This is a genomic window from Bacillus sp. m3-13 (assembly GCF_000175075.1).
Lineage (GTDB): Bacteria > Bacillota > Bacilli > Bacillales > Bacillaceae_I > Sutcliffiella_A > Sutcliffiella_A horikoshii_C.
Genome location: NZ_ACPC01000020.1, coordinates 75,993 through 89,873 on the forward strand (window position 1 = coordinate 75,993; position 13,881 = coordinate 89,873).

The following is a 13,881-nucleotide window of genomic DNA, read 5'->3' on the forward strand; positions in this document are numbered from 1 at the left end:
CGAAGCCTGAGGAGCCTCACGGACCGCCCGCAGGCAAGCGAAGCGGCTGGAACGGAAATCAACCGGATTTTATGCTTTCTCATCTAATCTTTTAAAATAAAAAGAGCATGGTTCCCTGAAGTGGGTTCCATGCTCTTTTTTGGTTAAAACATCGGGTTTTCTTCCAAATAAATATATATGTTGTCTACCAGTTGTTCGGGTGACTCTCCCGCCACTACATCTCCGTTGACGAGGGCGAAAAGTGTGTCAAAGCATTTGCCACAATAACCTAGGCAACCGTACTCTACAATATCCAGATTTGGATCCTTTTCCAACACTTCTCTCGCCTTTTGCGAACCACTGGCTAAATTGCTAATACAAAATTCGATGATTGGCTTCACTTATTTCACCCCTCTATTGCCCTTCCATGCTACCTTTTTTTCCTTAAAACGTCAATTATCACGTTTCCTTGTATAGTGTTGAAATAACCATGCTGATTATTCGACTACACTCAACATTTTTCCGAAAGAATGTTGTTATTTAGTCGTAATTTCGATATACTTTTAATGTTATTTTATTTAAACGTGTTATACATTTTCAAAATGAAAGCGCAATTGTCGTACAATATGTGTTTTCTTTCACATAAAAGTTTTCCTAGAATACTAGTTTTATCCATCTTCTTACAATTACCTGTAAAAGGTCTTCATTTATTATACTTTTGATTTTATTAGCTTAAAAAGGGGTTTAGCTGCTATGAAAAAACTTGTTGTGCTCGGCGCAGGCTACGGCGGAATGCGTATTTTACACCGACTTCTTCCTAATCAATTACCATCTGACACTGAAATTGTATTGGTAGACAGAGCTCCATATCATAGTTTGAAAACGGAATTCTATGCGTTGGCTGCGGGAACGATTTCAGACCATCATGTGCGTGTCACATTCCCAGAACACGAAAGACTATCTGTAAAATACGGCGAAGTTGCCAAAGTTGATATGGACGGCAAAGTGGTACACTTTGAAGATCAGAGTACTCTTACCTTTGATGATTTAATTATCGGCCTTGGCTGTGAGGACAAATACCATGATATTCCTGGTGCAGAGGAATACACGTATAGCATTCAGACAATTAATAAGTCCAGAAAGGCTTACCAAGCTTTAAACGACCTACCTGCTAATAAGGTGGTTGCTATTGTCGGTGGTGGTTTAAGCGGGGTTGAGATTGCAAGTGAACTTCGTGAAAGCCGACCGGACTTGACCATTAAACTATTCGACCGCGGTAGCATCATTCTTTCTAGCTTCCCTGAAAGACTAAGTAAATACGTACAAAACTGGTTTGAAACACATGGGGTGGAAGTAGTGAACGGCTCTAACATCACTCGTGTAGAGGAACATACTCTTTACAATCACGACGAACCGGTACATTGTGATGTGATCGTTTGGACTGCCGGAATTCAGCCAAACAAAGTAGTACGTGAATTAGATGTAGAAAAAGATGGACAAGGCCGCGTGGTCCTGACAAAACAGCACAACATACCTGGACATGAAAATGTTTATGTGGTTGGGGATTGTGCAAGCCTCCCTCACGCACCTAGTGCACAATTGGCAGAAGGACAAGCAGAACAGATTGTCCAAGTATTATTGAAACGATGGAACGGTGAAACCCCACCTGAAGAATTCCCGGCAATTAAGCTAAAAGGAGTCTTGGGCTCACTTGGCAAAAAGCATGGATTTGGATTGGTAAATGAAAGACCGTTAACTGGCCGCGTGGCACGATTATTGAAATCCGGTATTCTTTGGATGTATAAATACCATAATGGATAAAAGATATCCCAAAAAGTCACAATGACTTTTTGGGATTTTTTTATGATGCGGCATATCCATACTTTTCCATGGCGGAATAAATAGTTTTCAATTTCGGATTGCCTTCTCCCACAATCTCCCCTTCAATGACCACAACCGGATAAAACATATCTTCCTCTACTACTCTGGCGGCAAAATCTTTCTTCTCCCGGTCACACTCTTCTGTTTTGAAAATATCTATATAAGAGATGGCGAATTCCTGATTGGGATATTTTCTTGCTACCGCTGCCTCTAACCATTCGTATGTTTCTTTTGACGACGGAAGGTTTACACAGCTAGGGCATAGCACCTCTGCACCATATACACAAATTTCTACCTTTTTCTTCATAAGCCGACATCCCCCTACATTCTCAGCATTTTCTTCATTTTAACGTAAAACGCTTACTTTTTCATAATATTTATTTCGATTTCCTAAAAAGATCCAGTGCAGAGCAATAGATTTTTTAAGCAGTTTTCTTTATAATAGAATTATGTAAGGAAAGGAGCGATAACTATGTCTAACCCGGAAATCAATGCGCAAGTTCAGGAAGTACTAGATAAATTACGTCCATTTCTTCTTCGTGACGGAGGGGACTGTGAATTAGTAGATGTGGAAGACGGCATTGTAAAGTTGCGTCTATTAGGTGCATGCGGTTCTTGCCCAAGTTCCACTATCACGTTGAAAGCTGGTATTGAGCGTGCATTACTGGAAGAAGTACCAGGCATCATCGAAGTAGAGCAAGTATTCTAATATTCTTTTGAAAAATAAAAACGGCAAGCAGCCCTTTGTAGTCTGCTTGCCGTTTTTTTATATGGATGAAACTTTGCATAAATGATTGGAATGCACCTCGCTGCCTGCTTTACTTACTTGCAAAAGCTCCACTTTATGTTGTGGAAACTCCGAAGAAAGCGTGTTTACGACATTTCTACCTTTTCCTTTTTCACAAAAACAGATGACAGTCGGGCCGGCCCCGCTGATTGTTACACCAAAAGCTCCCGCTTTCCCTGCACACTCTTTTAATTCCACAAAATCCGGAAACAATTTTTGGCGATATGGCTCGTGGAAAATATCACTTTCCATCATTTTGCCGACGAGATCCCATTTTTTCAGCAAAAATGCTCCGATCATGACATTTGCATGGCTACTACCTGTTACCGCGTCACCAAATGAAAGTCTGTCTGGCAATAAACCTCTTGATTCCTTCGTTTTTGCTTCAAATTCCGGAATGACCGCCACCATTTCCAGCTCTTCCACCGGAAGTTTGACATACTCCCATTTTTATTTTTGATAGGTAGAGACGACAAGCCCTCCATATAGGGAGGCCGCGACGTTGTCAGCATGACCCTCAAATCTTGCTGCAAGTTGCAGTTTTTCATCAGGGCTAAGATTTTTTTTACATAGTACATTCATGATTTCAATTGCTCCGACAATAGCGGCTGCACTGCTCCCGAGGCCTCTTGCAAGCGGAATATCACTCATGGTCAGAACATGTGCTGGAGGAGCTTTTACATTCCATAATTTCTGCAATTCCTGACAGACGGTGTAAAGGATGTTTTCCTCCTTTTTTATGGAGAGAGGCGGGACACTTGTAAATTTCCATTCGTCTGCATGATTGACAAAAAGGGTGACGTATTTGTTTACCGCCATTCCGATGGAGTCAAACCCTGGTCCGAGATTAGCAGAGCTGCCTGGTACTTTTATCACGAATCCATCTCTGTACCCATTCATACTGTTACTCCTTCAAAAGATTTTAAGAGCTGTGAATAGTCATTTGGGATTTTTTGTACGTTTACATTTGCATAAGTAGTGGCAGTTACTGGATCTTTTAATCCGTTGCCTGTTAGGACTGCAACCACTTGTTTACCTTTTGCCAATTCGCCTGATTTCAGTTGCTTGATAATCCCGGCAACAGATGCGCTGGATGCAGGTTCTGCAAACACTCCTTCTGTTTGAGCAAGTAGTTTATAGGCATACAGCATTTCCTCATCTGTGACAAAATCAATTTTCCCTTTGGAATCATCTGCCGCGCGGACCGCATGTTCCCAGCTAGCAGGGTTTCCGATCCGAATGGCTGTCGCGATTGTTTCAGGGTTAGGAATAATCCTGTTCTGTACGATTGCAGCGGCTCCTTCCGCTTCAAAACCACGCATTTCGGGCAATCCAGTTCCGCGTTCTTGATGGTATTCTTGAAACCCGCGCCAATATGCTGTGATGTTCCCTGCATTTCCGACAGGCAGAGCGAGGACATCTGGTGCTTTTCCGAGTTGGTCGCACACTTCAAATGCAGCCGTCTTTTGTCCTTCAATTCTGTATGGATTAAGCGAGTTTACGAGCGTGATAGGGAGTTCTTCCGATAATTGTTTGACCATCTGCAAGGCCTCATCAAAATTTCCGTTCAAGGAATAGATTTCTGCCCCATACATGACAGCCTGTGCAAGCTTTCCTTGGGCGATTTTACCGTCGGGAATAACGACAATGCACTTCATTCCAGCTCTTGCCGCATAGGCAGCCGCAGATGCTGAAGTGTTGCCTGTAGAGGCACAGACAACTGTTGTACTTCCCTCTTCTTTTGCCTTCGCCACTGCCAGAGCCATTCCTCTGTCCTTGAAGGAGCCGGTTGGGTTGGCTCCCTCTACCTTAACATGTAGCTCCACTCCCAACTTTTCAGAAAGGTTCTCGAGGAAAAGCAATGGCGTATGCCCTTCCTGGAGGGAAATGTTTGGTGTTTGTTCACTGACTGGTAGGTATCTGCTATATTCTTTGACTAGTCCTCTCCACATCATACCGCGACTTCCCCTTCCACCCGATAACTGCTTTTGATCTCTTTCACATATTGCATATCTGCCAGCTCTTGAAGTAGATTCTCATAGCGCTCTAATGAGGCATGATGCGTAACTACCACCACTTCTGCCAACGCTTCTTCTTTTAAAGGCAGCTGCAGGATTTTTTCAAAACTGACTCCTTTTTGCGAAAATAGATTCGTAATGTGAGAGAGTACTCCTACTTCATCCTGTACATGTACCCGGAGGAAATGCTTTGCCTGAATTTCTTCTTTTTCTTTGAGTGTCTTTTGGAACTGAGGGGAAACCATGCTTTTGCCATTCACACCAAGGCGCATGTTTTTCATCACTCCCACTAGGTCGGACACAACCGCTGTTGCTGTAGGCAAGCTGCCTGCACCTGGTCCGTAAAACATCGTTTCTCCTACTGCTTCCCCATATACATATACCGCATTGTATTCGTTCTGCACACTTGCTAATGGGTGAGACTGCGGAAGAAGTGTCGGCTGAACGCTGACTTCGACCTTTTCCTTTTCACGATGGGCAATGCCAATCAGTTTCATTGTATAACCAAGTTTTTTGCTATAGTCTAGGTCCTCTTCTGACACTGAACTGATTCCTTTCACCGAGACATCTTTGAGTTCAATATTCATGGAAAACCCTAGTGTGGAGAGAATGGCCATTTTTTCTTGCCGCATCAATTCCTTCCACGTCCGCAGTTGGATCAGCTTCGGCAAATCCTAGTGCCTGCGCTTCTTTCAGCACTTCTTCATAGGAGGAACCATCATTGTTCATTTTTGTTCAGGATGAAATTGGTCGTTCCATTTACAATTCCCATCATTTTCGTGATTCTGTCTGATGCAAGCCCATCAACCAAACCTCTTAGGATCGGAATGCCTCCTGCCACACTCGCTTCATAAAACAGGTCGCAATTGTTCTGAGCAGCCGCCGCTAACAGTTCTGATCCGTATACGGCCATCAGGTCTTTATTTGCAGTAACAACATGTTTCTTATTTCGAAGTGCCCTTAAAATGTGATGACGAGTCTCTTCGACTCCCCCCATTACCTCAATGACCACATCAATCTCCGGATCATCAAGCACCTCTTCGGCATGAAGAGTCAACAACTCTGGATTCAAATCCACCAACCGCTCCTTATGCAAATCCTTCACAAGCGCCTTCTTCACCCGAACCGGACAACCAACCTGATGCATCAACTTATCCTGATGCCCCTCCACAATCTTCACCACACCACAACCAACCGTACCCAACCCTAACAAACCAACCGAAATCACCTTCACTGCGCTCCACTCCCTTGAAGAGGTCTGACCCTCAATGCGTTAAAGGATTAAAGAGGGGTCTGACCCTCACTCCTCTAAAGCACTAAAGAAATCTCTTCCCCTTTTTCTTTTTGTCTTTTCTGTGTGTACATTTGTTTTTATATAATGGACATTATAATGTGGTTTAGCGTGCTTGACAAGGGGGGATTTTCGCACTTTTTCCAGTGTAAGCGCTTAACGTATTGGGGGAGTAATCAGAAAAAAATAAAAGGCCGGATCTCGTCTCCACACTTATAGGTGGAGAAAAGAATCCGGTCCTCATTTGACTATTGTCTTTGCTCTGTTTCCTTGCAGTACCGCAACTATATTATCTCGGCATAGTTTCATCATTGCTGTCCTCGTTTCTACACTTGCGCTTCCTATGTGAGGGATTGCTACAACCTGCGGAAGACGAAGCAAAGGATGGTCTGCTCCAATCGGTTCCTCATAGAAAACGTCCAATCCCGCTCCGGCAATTTCATTCTGATGTAATGCGGCGATAAGCGCTTCCTCATTCACCACTTGCCCTCTTCCTACATTTATAAAAAATGCAGAATCCTTCATGCGCTTGAATGCAGAATCATTGAACAGATGTCTTGTTGCGTCGGTTAACGGAGTTAAGCAGACAACAAAATCGGATTGCTCTAACAACTGTTCAAAGCTGCGGTACGCTGCGCCTAGCTCCTGTTCAGCTTCAAAATGGCGACTTCTATTATGATAGAGAATCTCCATACCAAAACCCTTGGCCCGCCTAGCAACGGCTTGTCCTATTTTACCCATGCCGACAATACCGATTGTTTTATGATGCACATCGGCTCCTGCAAGCAGGTAGGGACTCCAGCTCTGCCAGCGCCCCTCTTTTACAAATTCTTGAGATTCCGTTATTCTTCTTGCCGTGGCAAGCATCAATGCAAAGGTAAGATCTGCGGTTGTTTCGGTCAACACATCAGGTGTGTTGCAAACTGTCACACCTCTCTCTGAAGCTGCCATTACGTCAATATTGTCATATCCAACTGCAAGGTTTGCCACTACCTTCAGGTTCGGCGCGCTCTCTAACAGTTCTTCATCCACTTTATCTGAGAGCATCGTCAAAAGAGCTGTTGCTTTTTCAGCTTCTTTCATCAGCATCTCCCTTGGAACGGGTTCGCTTTCACTGTCCCACATCTTCACATCCGCAACTTCCATAAGCGGGGCGAATAATTCTTCTTTAAGTTTTCTTGTAATGAACACATACGGCCTTGTCATCTGTCTCTCTCCCTACATCTTGTTGTCTGGAATAGTTACTAAGCTATCTGTTATTTTATCACTCATAGCTTTTCCAAAACATACAAATATAGGGCAAGCGCTTATTTTTTCACCCAATCCAATACGGGGATTCCATAACTTTTCGCAGGTACACCTGCAAGGTCATAAAAATTTCCGAGAAGCTGTTCATAGTGTGTGGAGGATTGCAGAATTGCTTTCATCCGGTCTTCATGCCATTTTTTATCGGCAACAGGTCCGCTCGTATAGTAATCTTCTACACATTCAAAATAGTGGATTGGGAAGGTCAATCTTGCATACAAGAGTCGCCAAGAAAAGCTTGAAAGCGGCGATACACGCTCATAGTCTTGTAAAAAGGTTTGGATCTTCGCAGGGTTCATGTCTTTGCCTTTTCGGCATTCCACCCGTATCCATTCTGAAAGGTCTCTGCTTGCATGATCAAAAATCCAATCTGTCGGAAGCTTCATCCACTGCGCCTGCTGCCATGTGAGATCTGTGAAGCGGTGGTGGCAGAGGGTAGCAGCGTCATTCATCATAGGACTATCATCAAGCTCTGTATCAACAAGATACTGAATGGCATTCTCGGTCAAACCTAAATAGTAAGGAAAAGATTCGACAAACTGGGTATCAAAAACATCAACAGGGTTGCTTCTGACCTTTTCCCTGAAAAAGCTCTCCATTTGATCTACCCTTTTCACCCATAAGCTTTTCCATTGGCCAATCCGATTTATGGCTGTCACTTTAGCAGGATAGCTTCTAGCGTTCGTATGGAAGGCTGCAAGTTCTTTTCCAACGACTAATTGTCTTGAACTATAATCATACGGCATCCGAAAAAGTGCTATATGACGGCCTTCTATCTCCGTTGTATACGTATCATTCTTATTTTTCACAAAAGAACTAACATATATATCTTTATGCGTGCGTATCATATAGTCACTTATCTTTTGAAGCTCATCAATTTCCTCTGCTTCCAAGTGAGCAACAGGGACCATGATATAAAGTACGCGATTAGACCAAAAAGCATCAAACTGTCGTACCCTTTGCTTCCTTTCCACCCTTAACTCATATTGATCATAAATTATCTGCTTCAACTCTGTTCCCTCCTTCTCCCTAGTACCAACTATATGAAGAAAACAGAGAAAACTTGTTAACAATAGCTATCTTCCTAAACTTTCTGCCCAAAAGCTATTAATTCCACCAAATAAGGGCATAAAAGGAAGATAAAGAAAAAAATGAAAGAGAAAAGGGTCTGACCCTCACTGCTCTAATGTGTTAAAGATCTAAAGAGGGGTCTGACCCTCACCGCTCTAAAGTACTAAAGAGGGGACCAAATCCTCCTCGACTATATTATAAAAGATGGGTGAGTTGTATGAAGAATTTTGAGAGTATGGATGATGTGGAGAAGAAGGCGCGGGCGTTGTTGGAGGAGCGCGGGGTGACGATGGATGATATTGCTGAGTTGGTGTATTTCTTGCAGTCGAAGTACCATCCTGCCCTTGAGCGTTCAGAGTGTCTGGAGAATGTGGACCGTGTTCTTTCTAAGCGTGAAGTTCAAAATACCGTACTTACAGCTATTGAATTAGATATACTGGCTGAGCAAGGCAAAATTCAAGAGCCTCTCTTAAGAATATTGCGTGATGATGAAGGATTGTATGGTGTAGATGAAGTATTGGCCTTATCCATTGTTAACGTTTATGGCTCCATCGGCTTCACCAACTACGGCTATATCGACAAACTAAAACCAGGCATACTCGAGCACCTTAATGACAAAAGTTCTGGGAAAGTTCATACCTTCCTCGACGATATCGTCGGAGCCATCGCTGCCGCAGCATCAAGCCGTTTGGCACATAGAGCTGCAAATACGGAATGACCTTTTAAAAAAATTAAAAACCAGGCCTCCGCTAAACTACCTAGCTGCCTGGTTTTTTCCGTCCGTTAACATAATCGAGATTGCTTTAATTAAATTCTCTCGATCCATTCTTCCAATGAATCCACCGTATAAGTCGGCTGCTCCTCATACGTTTCTAAATGTGCCTTTGTCGTCACACCTGTATGCACAAGCAGCGTATCCATCCCTGCATTCATTCCCGCCTTAATATCTGTGTGGTAATTATCCCCCACCATCAGCGTTTCTTCACGAGGTACACCCAATACTTTCAGGGCTTGCTCCATGATGACTTTTTCCGGCTTGCCGATGAACGTTGGCTGTGTTTCCGTTGAAACCGTCAATACAGAAGTCAATGATCCGTTACCAGGAAGCAGACCTCGCTCAGTCGGAATGGCAATGTCACCGTTAGTGGAAATAAAACGCGCACCATTACGAATATTAATCGCTCCAAGTGCCAATTTCTCATAACTAATCGAGCGGTCAATTCCGCTTACTACCACATCTGCTCCCTCTTCCACAATTTCAAATCCCTTTTCCAGTAACGCCGTTCTGATTCCTTCCTCGCCAATCACATATATTTTCGCCTCAGGCTTGTAATCATAAATATAATTGGCCGTTGCGTTACTTGTTGTAAAAACTTGTTCATCCAAAGTCGGTATTCCAAAGTCCCTTAATTTTTGCGCAACCTGCTGGGGGGTTCTTGAGGAATTATTCGTTACAAAAAGGTACGGTATCTTTTTATCAAAAAGTGCTTTTACAAAATGGCTTGCCTCTTCAATCTTTTCTTTTCCGCGATACATCGTTCCATCCAGGTCAATTAAATATCCTTGGTACTTTTTCATCTATCTTCACACTCCACTATTGTCATTTCATTAGTTTAGGTTTCTTTCAACCTGTTCATGTTAGCACAATTTACTAGCCCGATAAAAGCAAGAAAGAACGCTCTCAAAAAAGAAAGCGTTCCCAACTCTGCATTAATTTCTAAAAGCCGAAACAGGCCCTAATTCATTTTCTAAATAAATGCGGACAGCACCACAGAATTCCACAACGGTTTCCTGCACCTCCGCCAAACACGCTTCTAGCTCTTCGTGACGGATAAGTAGATAGTCTTGCACTAGTGTTTTACGAAGTCGCACAAGGTTTTTTACCTGCTTAGCCATGTCACCTGTCACTACTTTTTCATCTTCCAGAATGTCTATGATGTCCTCATAGCTGCCAGGATCCCGCATGATAAAACCGTCAATCATGGCATTTCCGACATCCAATATGCCCTCAATGATTGCTATTGCAACACGTTCAAGGGCCTTCTTTTCAATGGAAGAATTCCATGAGGCATGCTCTTGATACAATGTAATATTTTCTTCAATATAAAGTAATGTCTGCTCCATTTTTTCTCGATCCACAAAGTACATTCTGCATTCTCCTTTGTATGTCATCTTGGCTGTTGTTATGTTATCGGTTGCAGTAGTTTTGGCCTAGCGTAAAAATAACCTTGCGCCATGTCCACTTTATGTTTAGAAAGAATCTGAACCTCTTCGGGACGTTCAATTCCTTCTGCAACCACAAGCGAACCTGTTTCATTTGCTATTAACAAAAGTCCCTGCAGCATCTTTTCTTTGACCGTATTTTTATCAATATCTTGAATAACAGACCGATCAATTTTTATTATATCAGGCATAATTCTATTGATGGTATGAAAACTCGCATAACCGGCACCCGTATCATCGACGGCAATTTGAAAGCCCAGTTCCCTCAGCGCGACAATGTTACGCTCAAAATTCTTCAATCCATCGATAGAATCCTGCTCTGTCACCTCAATGGCGATATTCTGTGGAATAATCTCCGGATACTTTTTCAACAGGGACAGCATCTTCTCTATCAACTCTACCTCGTTTAATGTCGTAGGAGTAAAATTGATAAAAATTGCTTCCTTCATTTTGCATTGATAAATAAGTTGAAATGCCTTTTCCAGTATGAGTAATTCCAGCATAAATAACCGGTTGGTCTGCTTGGCGATGGAAAATAACTGCAGTGGATTTTCCATCAATGATCCTTTAGGGCCGCGAGTCAGCAATTCCCATGCCTTAATTCCGCCTTTAGACACATCCATAATCGGTTGAGCTAAAAGGGTGATATCTTTAAAAGCTATGATTTGATTTATTTGAAATTTTAATTGCTGGTACTGTAATTTGTCCTGTTTTTCAGCCATGGCCATTGCCTGTACATGTGCTTTAAGCATGCATTCGGATAGCGTATAATCCCTTGACTCCAAGAAAACATAACCAGACTGCACGCACAAATGCTGATTATCCAGTTGTTTATACTTTCGGCCTTCTATTACAGTCTTTACCCTAGCAAGCTTGTCTTCAAGTTCTGTTGTACTGTGAAACCTTGCATCCACCTTCAGCAACAAGGAAATCCCATCACTATATTGTTCGTGTAAACATACAATTTCATCTTCTGTGAATGTTTGTCCTATGACTTTTCTAAGCTGCGCCTTAATTACTTCTCGACACGATAAATATTTACGCCTGCCTATTTTTGAGATGATATTCTCCAAATCAGGAAAATAAAATGAAATCACCGCTACCTGATAGCCCTTTTTCAAGGTATGTGTCACTCTTTGTTCAATCGGGTTCCTCAAAATATAAATCGGCGGATAATAACGCAGATATTTGGCCGGAAGCATTATTTTTACTAGATGTGAGCCATTCTTCTTATAGTAACTCTTTATGCGATTCCAGCTTCGCCCCATGAAGTGGCTCCCTTCTCTCTAGACAAAAATCAGCAAGTTGTATTTCTTTTATTTTATCATAAAAAATAAGAAAATTGTCCCATTTCTTGAACGCCTTAGATATATTTGAAAATATGCAATAACAAGAATGAGGTTGTATTTGTTATACTAGAAAAAGATGCAAGAAGGAGGTTTCAATAATGGGAGAAAAATTCTTTTTATATGATGATACAGTCGAGACCAAAACCCGTTTTGTTAGCTTTATGGGGGAAAATAGCCGCTTTGATTTAGCAATAGTCAAATCGGATCGCTATTATGGAAAAAGTCTTGTCCTTGATATACAAGGCAACCGTTTTGCCATCATCGGCAGTGATGATTTGAACGAGCCAGGCTATCTTGAACATGCTTATCAGTTATCTGAAGAAGATGCAGCAGAATTGCGATCTTTTTTGTATGAGGTAGTCTAAACACTTATATTCATAATAATCCCCTATTGTCTCGGTAAAACTAACTTTACTCTAAGACAAAGGGGATTATTTCATGTTTATTGACGAAAAGGATAAAGAGGAAGAGCAGTATACCGACTTCTCCAATGTGGAAACGCAGCGAGATTATTTGATACCTGAAACATTACCCGAAGGTCCTTATGGCTCTCCCCGCGGCAAAGAAACACCCGTGGAAAACAAAAGTACGCCATGGCGTGAAGGTCAGCGTTATTATAGTGCCTTTAATTATGAAAATAAAAATCTTCATCAGGACATCCCAAGACAGCATCCTGGTGCCCATCCAACCCATGATGACAAGAATATGAACGAAGAACCTCCATATGGGAATGAAAAAGACTAACAATTAAGACCCCATCATTGCGGATGGGGTCATTTTAAGGCTATCGATCACTTCGCCTCTGCAGCAGGTTTCTTCACTTTCTTTAATACAAAGTAAGCACAGCCGAAGTTACAATATTCCAATATGTAGTCAGGCAAGGTGCTTATCTTTGTGTCATGGGTGGATTTATGGTTTTGGTCTTCAAAAAATCCCCGTAAACGCAATTGGTTATAACCCCAGTCACCGACAATGTAATCGTATTTGTTTAAAACATCAATATATCTTGCGCGAAAGGTTTCTTCGTTGAAGCCGTTTCGGTTCTCTTCCAACAGTTCGTAGCAATGGTTTCCAATACAAATCATTTTCCGCTCCTCCATTTCTGCTCTTATTTACATTATAGACCATTCTCCACTAATTTCTAAGTCAAAATTTTTCTCAACGGGCAATCCTATGAGTAAGGAGGTGTTTCCATTGAGGAAAACAATAAAAATTCTTGCAGCATGTAGTTTAGTTACTGCTATGACTTCAGCCTGTTCCTTTGACCCTACTCCAGAGGAACGACAAGCCAGAAGCGCCATTTACGGGCGTGACGGACAGCCAATTAATACAAATACAGGACACCGTTACGATATGTATGATGTAAGAGATAGCAACAACCACGATCAAACTCGTTTCGGTTACGTTCGCGACCAAGCAGAGCCAGTGAGAAATTCACAGCGCTATAATGAAAATATCGCTGCCGTAGATTACGGTGAAATTGCCAATATCATCAATAAAATGGTGGTTCAATTACCTGCAATAGAAGATTCCGCTACATTGGTAACGGATGAAGAAGTTCTTATTGCATATGAAACAAACAGTGAAGACCGAGAGCTTACAGCTGACCAGGTAAGTAAAACGGGATTATCCATCGTTCCACGGTACTACCATGTTTACATTTCTGACAACCCAGAAATGATTCATGATATCGAACGCTTTCGTTCCCTTGGTGTGACAAGTCCTAGGGTGGATGAGATATTAGAAACTACAATAAAAGAAATGCTTAAATCTCCGCAAGGCAAACAGCTGAACACTGGCGAAAACGGTAACGGCGAAGCCGACGGTGAGATGAACGAAGAATCAGACAAAAGCGAATTCAGAAAACAAATGAAAAACGATTAACAAAAAAGGTACAGCCACGTAAATGTGAGGCTGTACCTTTTTTTAATATAGGCTCTGATTAAACACCGCTGTTGATTTCCGCAAAAGACTTCG

17 protein-coding genes and 1 pseudogene are annotated in these 13,881 nt (G+C 42.1%); 6 read left to right on the top strand and 12 right to left on the bottom strand.

Annotated features, from left to right (window positions below; all coding sequences use genetic code 11):
• Nucleotides 1-143 precede the first annotated feature (143 nt).
• A complete protein-coding gene (locus tag M313_RS0114160) occupies nt 144-380 on the bottom strand; it encodes a YuzB family protein (RefSeq protein ID WP_010196565.1) in 237 nt (78 codons plus the stop codon).
• A gap of 352 nt (nt 381-732) precedes the next feature.
• Between M313_RS0114160 and M313_RS0114165 the strand changes: the two genes are divergently transcribed.
• Complete coding sequence (locus M313_RS0114165; protein WP_010196568.1) at nt 733-1,800, top strand: NAD(P)/FAD-dependent oxidoreductase; 1,068 nt, start codon at nt 733-735, stop codon at nt 1,798-1,800.
• Nucleotides 1,801-1,840: 40 nt separating this feature from the next.
• Here M313_RS0114165 and M313_RS0114170 read toward each other — a convergent pair whose 3' ends face one another.
• The gene (locus tag M313_RS0114170; RefSeq protein ID WP_010196571.1) at nt 1,841-2,167 is read right to left on the bottom strand and encodes a YuzD family protein; all 327 of its coding nucleotides are present in this window, start codon (nt 2,165-2,167) and stop codon (nt 1,841-1,843) included.
• A 165-nt stretch (nt 2,168-2,332) separates the two neighbouring features.
• Between M313_RS0114170 and M313_RS0114175 the strand changes: the two genes are divergently transcribed.
• Entirely contained in the window at nt 2,333-2,569 is a 237-nt protein-coding gene (locus M313_RS0114175; RefSeq protein WP_010196573.1) for a NifU family protein, read from the top strand.
• A 57-nt stretch (nt 2,570-2,626) separates the two neighbouring features.
• On the opposite strand, the gene M313_RS24640 is transcribed toward M313_RS0114175, so the two are convergent.
• From M313_RS24640 to yutH, 6 genes and pseudogenes are all read right to left on the bottom strand, one after another.
• The gene (locus M313_RS24640) at nt 2,627-3,073 is read right to left on the bottom strand and encodes a homoserine kinase (RefSeq protein WP_010196575.1); all 447 of its coding nucleotides are present in this window, start codon (nt 3,071-3,073) and stop codon (nt 2,627-2,629) included.
• Between the two features lie 24 nt (nt 3,074-3,097).
• Entirely contained in the window at nt 3,098-3,547 is a 450-nt protein-coding gene (locus M313_RS24645) for a homoserine kinase (protein ID WP_010196577.1), read from the bottom strand.
• Nucleotides 3,544-4,599, bottom strand: a complete 1,056-nt coding sequence (thrC, locus tag M313_RS0114185; protein ID WP_029326524.1) for a threonine synthase — start codon at nt 4,597-4,599, stop codon at nt 3,544-3,546. The genes M313_RS24645 and thrC overlap by 4 nt, the downstream gene beginning before the upstream one ends.
• A pseudogene (locus tag M313_RS23680) lies at nt 4,599-5,899 on the bottom strand (homoserine dehydrogenase). The gene thrC and the pseudogene M313_RS23680 overlap by 1 nt, the downstream one beginning before the upstream one ends.
• A 297-nt stretch (nt 5,900-6,196) precedes the next feature.
• Nucleotides 6,197-7,162, bottom strand: a complete 966-nt coding sequence (locus M313_RS0114195; RefSeq protein WP_010196591.1) for a 2-hydroxyacid dehydrogenase — start codon at nt 7,160-7,162, stop codon at nt 6,197-6,199.
• Nucleotides 7,163-7,263: 101 nt separating this feature from the next.
• On the bottom strand, nt 7,264-8,271 hold the full coding sequence (gene yutH, locus M313_RS0114200) for a spore coat putative kinase YutH (RefSeq protein WP_010196594.1): 1,008 nt from the start codon (nt 8,269-8,271) through the stop codon (nt 7,264-7,266).
• 296 nt (nt 8,272-8,567) lie between these two features.
• Here yutH and M313_RS0114205 point away from each other — a divergent pair, with 296 nt between their 5' ends.
• Nucleotides 8,568-9,050, top strand: a complete 483-nt coding sequence (locus tag M313_RS0114205; RefSeq protein ID WP_034774906.1) for a phosphatidylglycerophosphatase A family protein — start codon at nt 8,568-8,570, stop codon at nt 9,048-9,050.
• Nucleotides 9,051-9,139: 89 nt separating this feature from the next.
• Here the strand turns inward: M313_RS0114205 and nucF are convergent, their stop codons facing one another.
• From nucF to M313_RS0114220, 3 genes are all read right to left on the bottom strand, one after another.
• A complete protein-coding gene (gene nucF, locus M313_RS0114210; RefSeq protein ID WP_010196601.1) occupies nt 9,140-9,910 on the bottom strand; it encodes a 5' nucleotidase NucF in 771 nt (256 codons plus the stop codon).
• Between the two features lie 132 nt (nt 9,911-10,042).
• On the bottom strand, nt 10,043-10,480 hold the full coding sequence (locus tag M313_RS0114215) for a DUF86 domain-containing protein (RefSeq protein WP_010196603.1): 438 nt from the start codon (nt 10,478-10,480) through the stop codon (nt 10,043-10,045).
• A gap of 35 nt (nt 10,481-10,515) precedes the next feature.
• Nucleotides 10,516-11,823 carry an EAL domain-containing protein gene (locus M313_RS0114220; protein ID WP_010196606.1) on the bottom strand — a complete coding sequence of 436 codons (1,308 nt, stop codon included), beginning with the start codon at nt 11,821-11,823 and terminating at the stop codon, nt 10,516-10,518.
• Between the two features lie 179 nt (nt 11,824-12,002).
• Here M313_RS0114220 and M313_RS0114225 point away from each other — a divergent pair, with 179 nt between their 5' ends.
• Both M313_RS0114225 and M313_RS0114230 read left to right on the top strand, forming a co-directional pair.
• Entirely contained in the window at nt 12,003-12,269 is a 267-nt protein-coding gene (locus M313_RS0114225) for a DUF3055 domain-containing protein (protein WP_010196610.1), read from the top strand.
• Between the two features lie 73 nt (nt 12,270-12,342).
• Nucleotides 12,343-12,648: a hypothetical protein gene (locus M313_RS0114230; protein WP_010196613.1), complete on the top strand. Its 306-nt coding sequence runs from the start codon at nt 12,343-12,345 to the stop codon at nt 12,646-12,648.
• A gap of 47 nt (nt 12,649-12,695) precedes the next feature.
• Here M313_RS0114230 and M313_RS0114235 read toward each other — a convergent pair whose 3' ends face one another.
• On the bottom strand, nt 12,696-12,989 hold the full coding sequence (locus M313_RS0114235) for a YutD family protein (RefSeq protein ID WP_010196615.1): 294 nt from the start codon (nt 12,987-12,989) through the stop codon (nt 12,696-12,698).
• A 109-nt stretch (nt 12,990-13,098) separates the two neighbouring features.
• Between M313_RS0114235 and M313_RS0114240 the strand changes: the two genes are divergently transcribed.
• Nucleotides 13,099-13,788, top strand: coding sequence for a YhcN/YlaJ family sporulation lipoprotein (locus M313_RS0114240; RefSeq protein ID WP_010196618.1), 690 nt, complete (start codon nt 13,099-13,101; stop codon nt 13,786-13,788).
• Nucleotides 13,789-13,881: the final 93 nt, after the last annotated feature.

Coding starts and splice junctions, on each gene's coding strand:
- thrC (WP_029326524.1), bottom strand. CDS start 4,599: ATGTGGAGAGGACTAGTCAAAGAATATAGCAGATACCTACCAGTCAGT.
- M313_RS0114165 (WP_010196568.1), top strand. CDS start 733: ATGAAAAAACTTGTTGTGCTCGGCGCAGGCTACGGCGGAATGCGTATT.
- M313_RS24645 (WP_010196577.1), bottom strand. CDS start 3,547: ATGAATGGGTACAGAGATGGATTCGTGATAAAAGTACCAGGCAGCTCT.
- M313_RS0114215 (WP_010196603.1), bottom strand. CDS start 10,480: ATGTACTTTGTGGATCGAGAAAAAATGGAGCAGACATTACTTTATATT.
- M313_RS0114225 (WP_010196610.1), top strand. CDS start 12,003: ATGGGAGAAAAATTCTTTTTATATGATGATACAGTCGAGACCAAAACC.
- M313_RS0114235 (WP_010196615.1), bottom strand. CDS start 12,989: ATGATTTGTATTGGAAACCATTGCTACGAACTGTTGGAAGAGAACCGA.
- M313_RS0114170 (WP_010196571.1), bottom strand. CDS start 2,167: ATGAAGAAAAAGGTAGAAATTTGTGTATATGGTGCAGAGGTGCTATGC.
- M313_RS0114205 (WP_034774906.1), top strand. CDS start 8,568: ATGGATGATGTGGAGAAGAAGGCGCGGGCGTTGTTGGAGGAGCGCGGG.
- nucF (WP_010196601.1), bottom strand. CDS start 9,910: ATGAAAAAGTACCAAGGATATTTAATTGACCTGGATGGAACGATGTAT.
- M313_RS0114220 (WP_010196606.1), bottom strand. CDS start 11,823: ATGGGGCGAAGCTGGAATCGCATAAAGAGTTACTATAAGAAGAATGGC.
- M313_RS0114175 (WP_010196573.1), top strand. CDS start 2,333: ATGTCTAACCCGGAAATCAATGCGCAAGTTCAGGAAGTACTAGATAAA.
- M313_RS0114195 (WP_010196591.1), bottom strand. CDS start 7,162: ATGACAAGGCCGTATGTGTTCATTACAAGAAAACTTAAAGAAGAATTA.
- M313_RS0114230 (WP_010196613.1), top strand. CDS start 12,343: ATGTTTATTGACGAAAAGGATAAAGAGGAAGAGCAGTATACCGACTTC.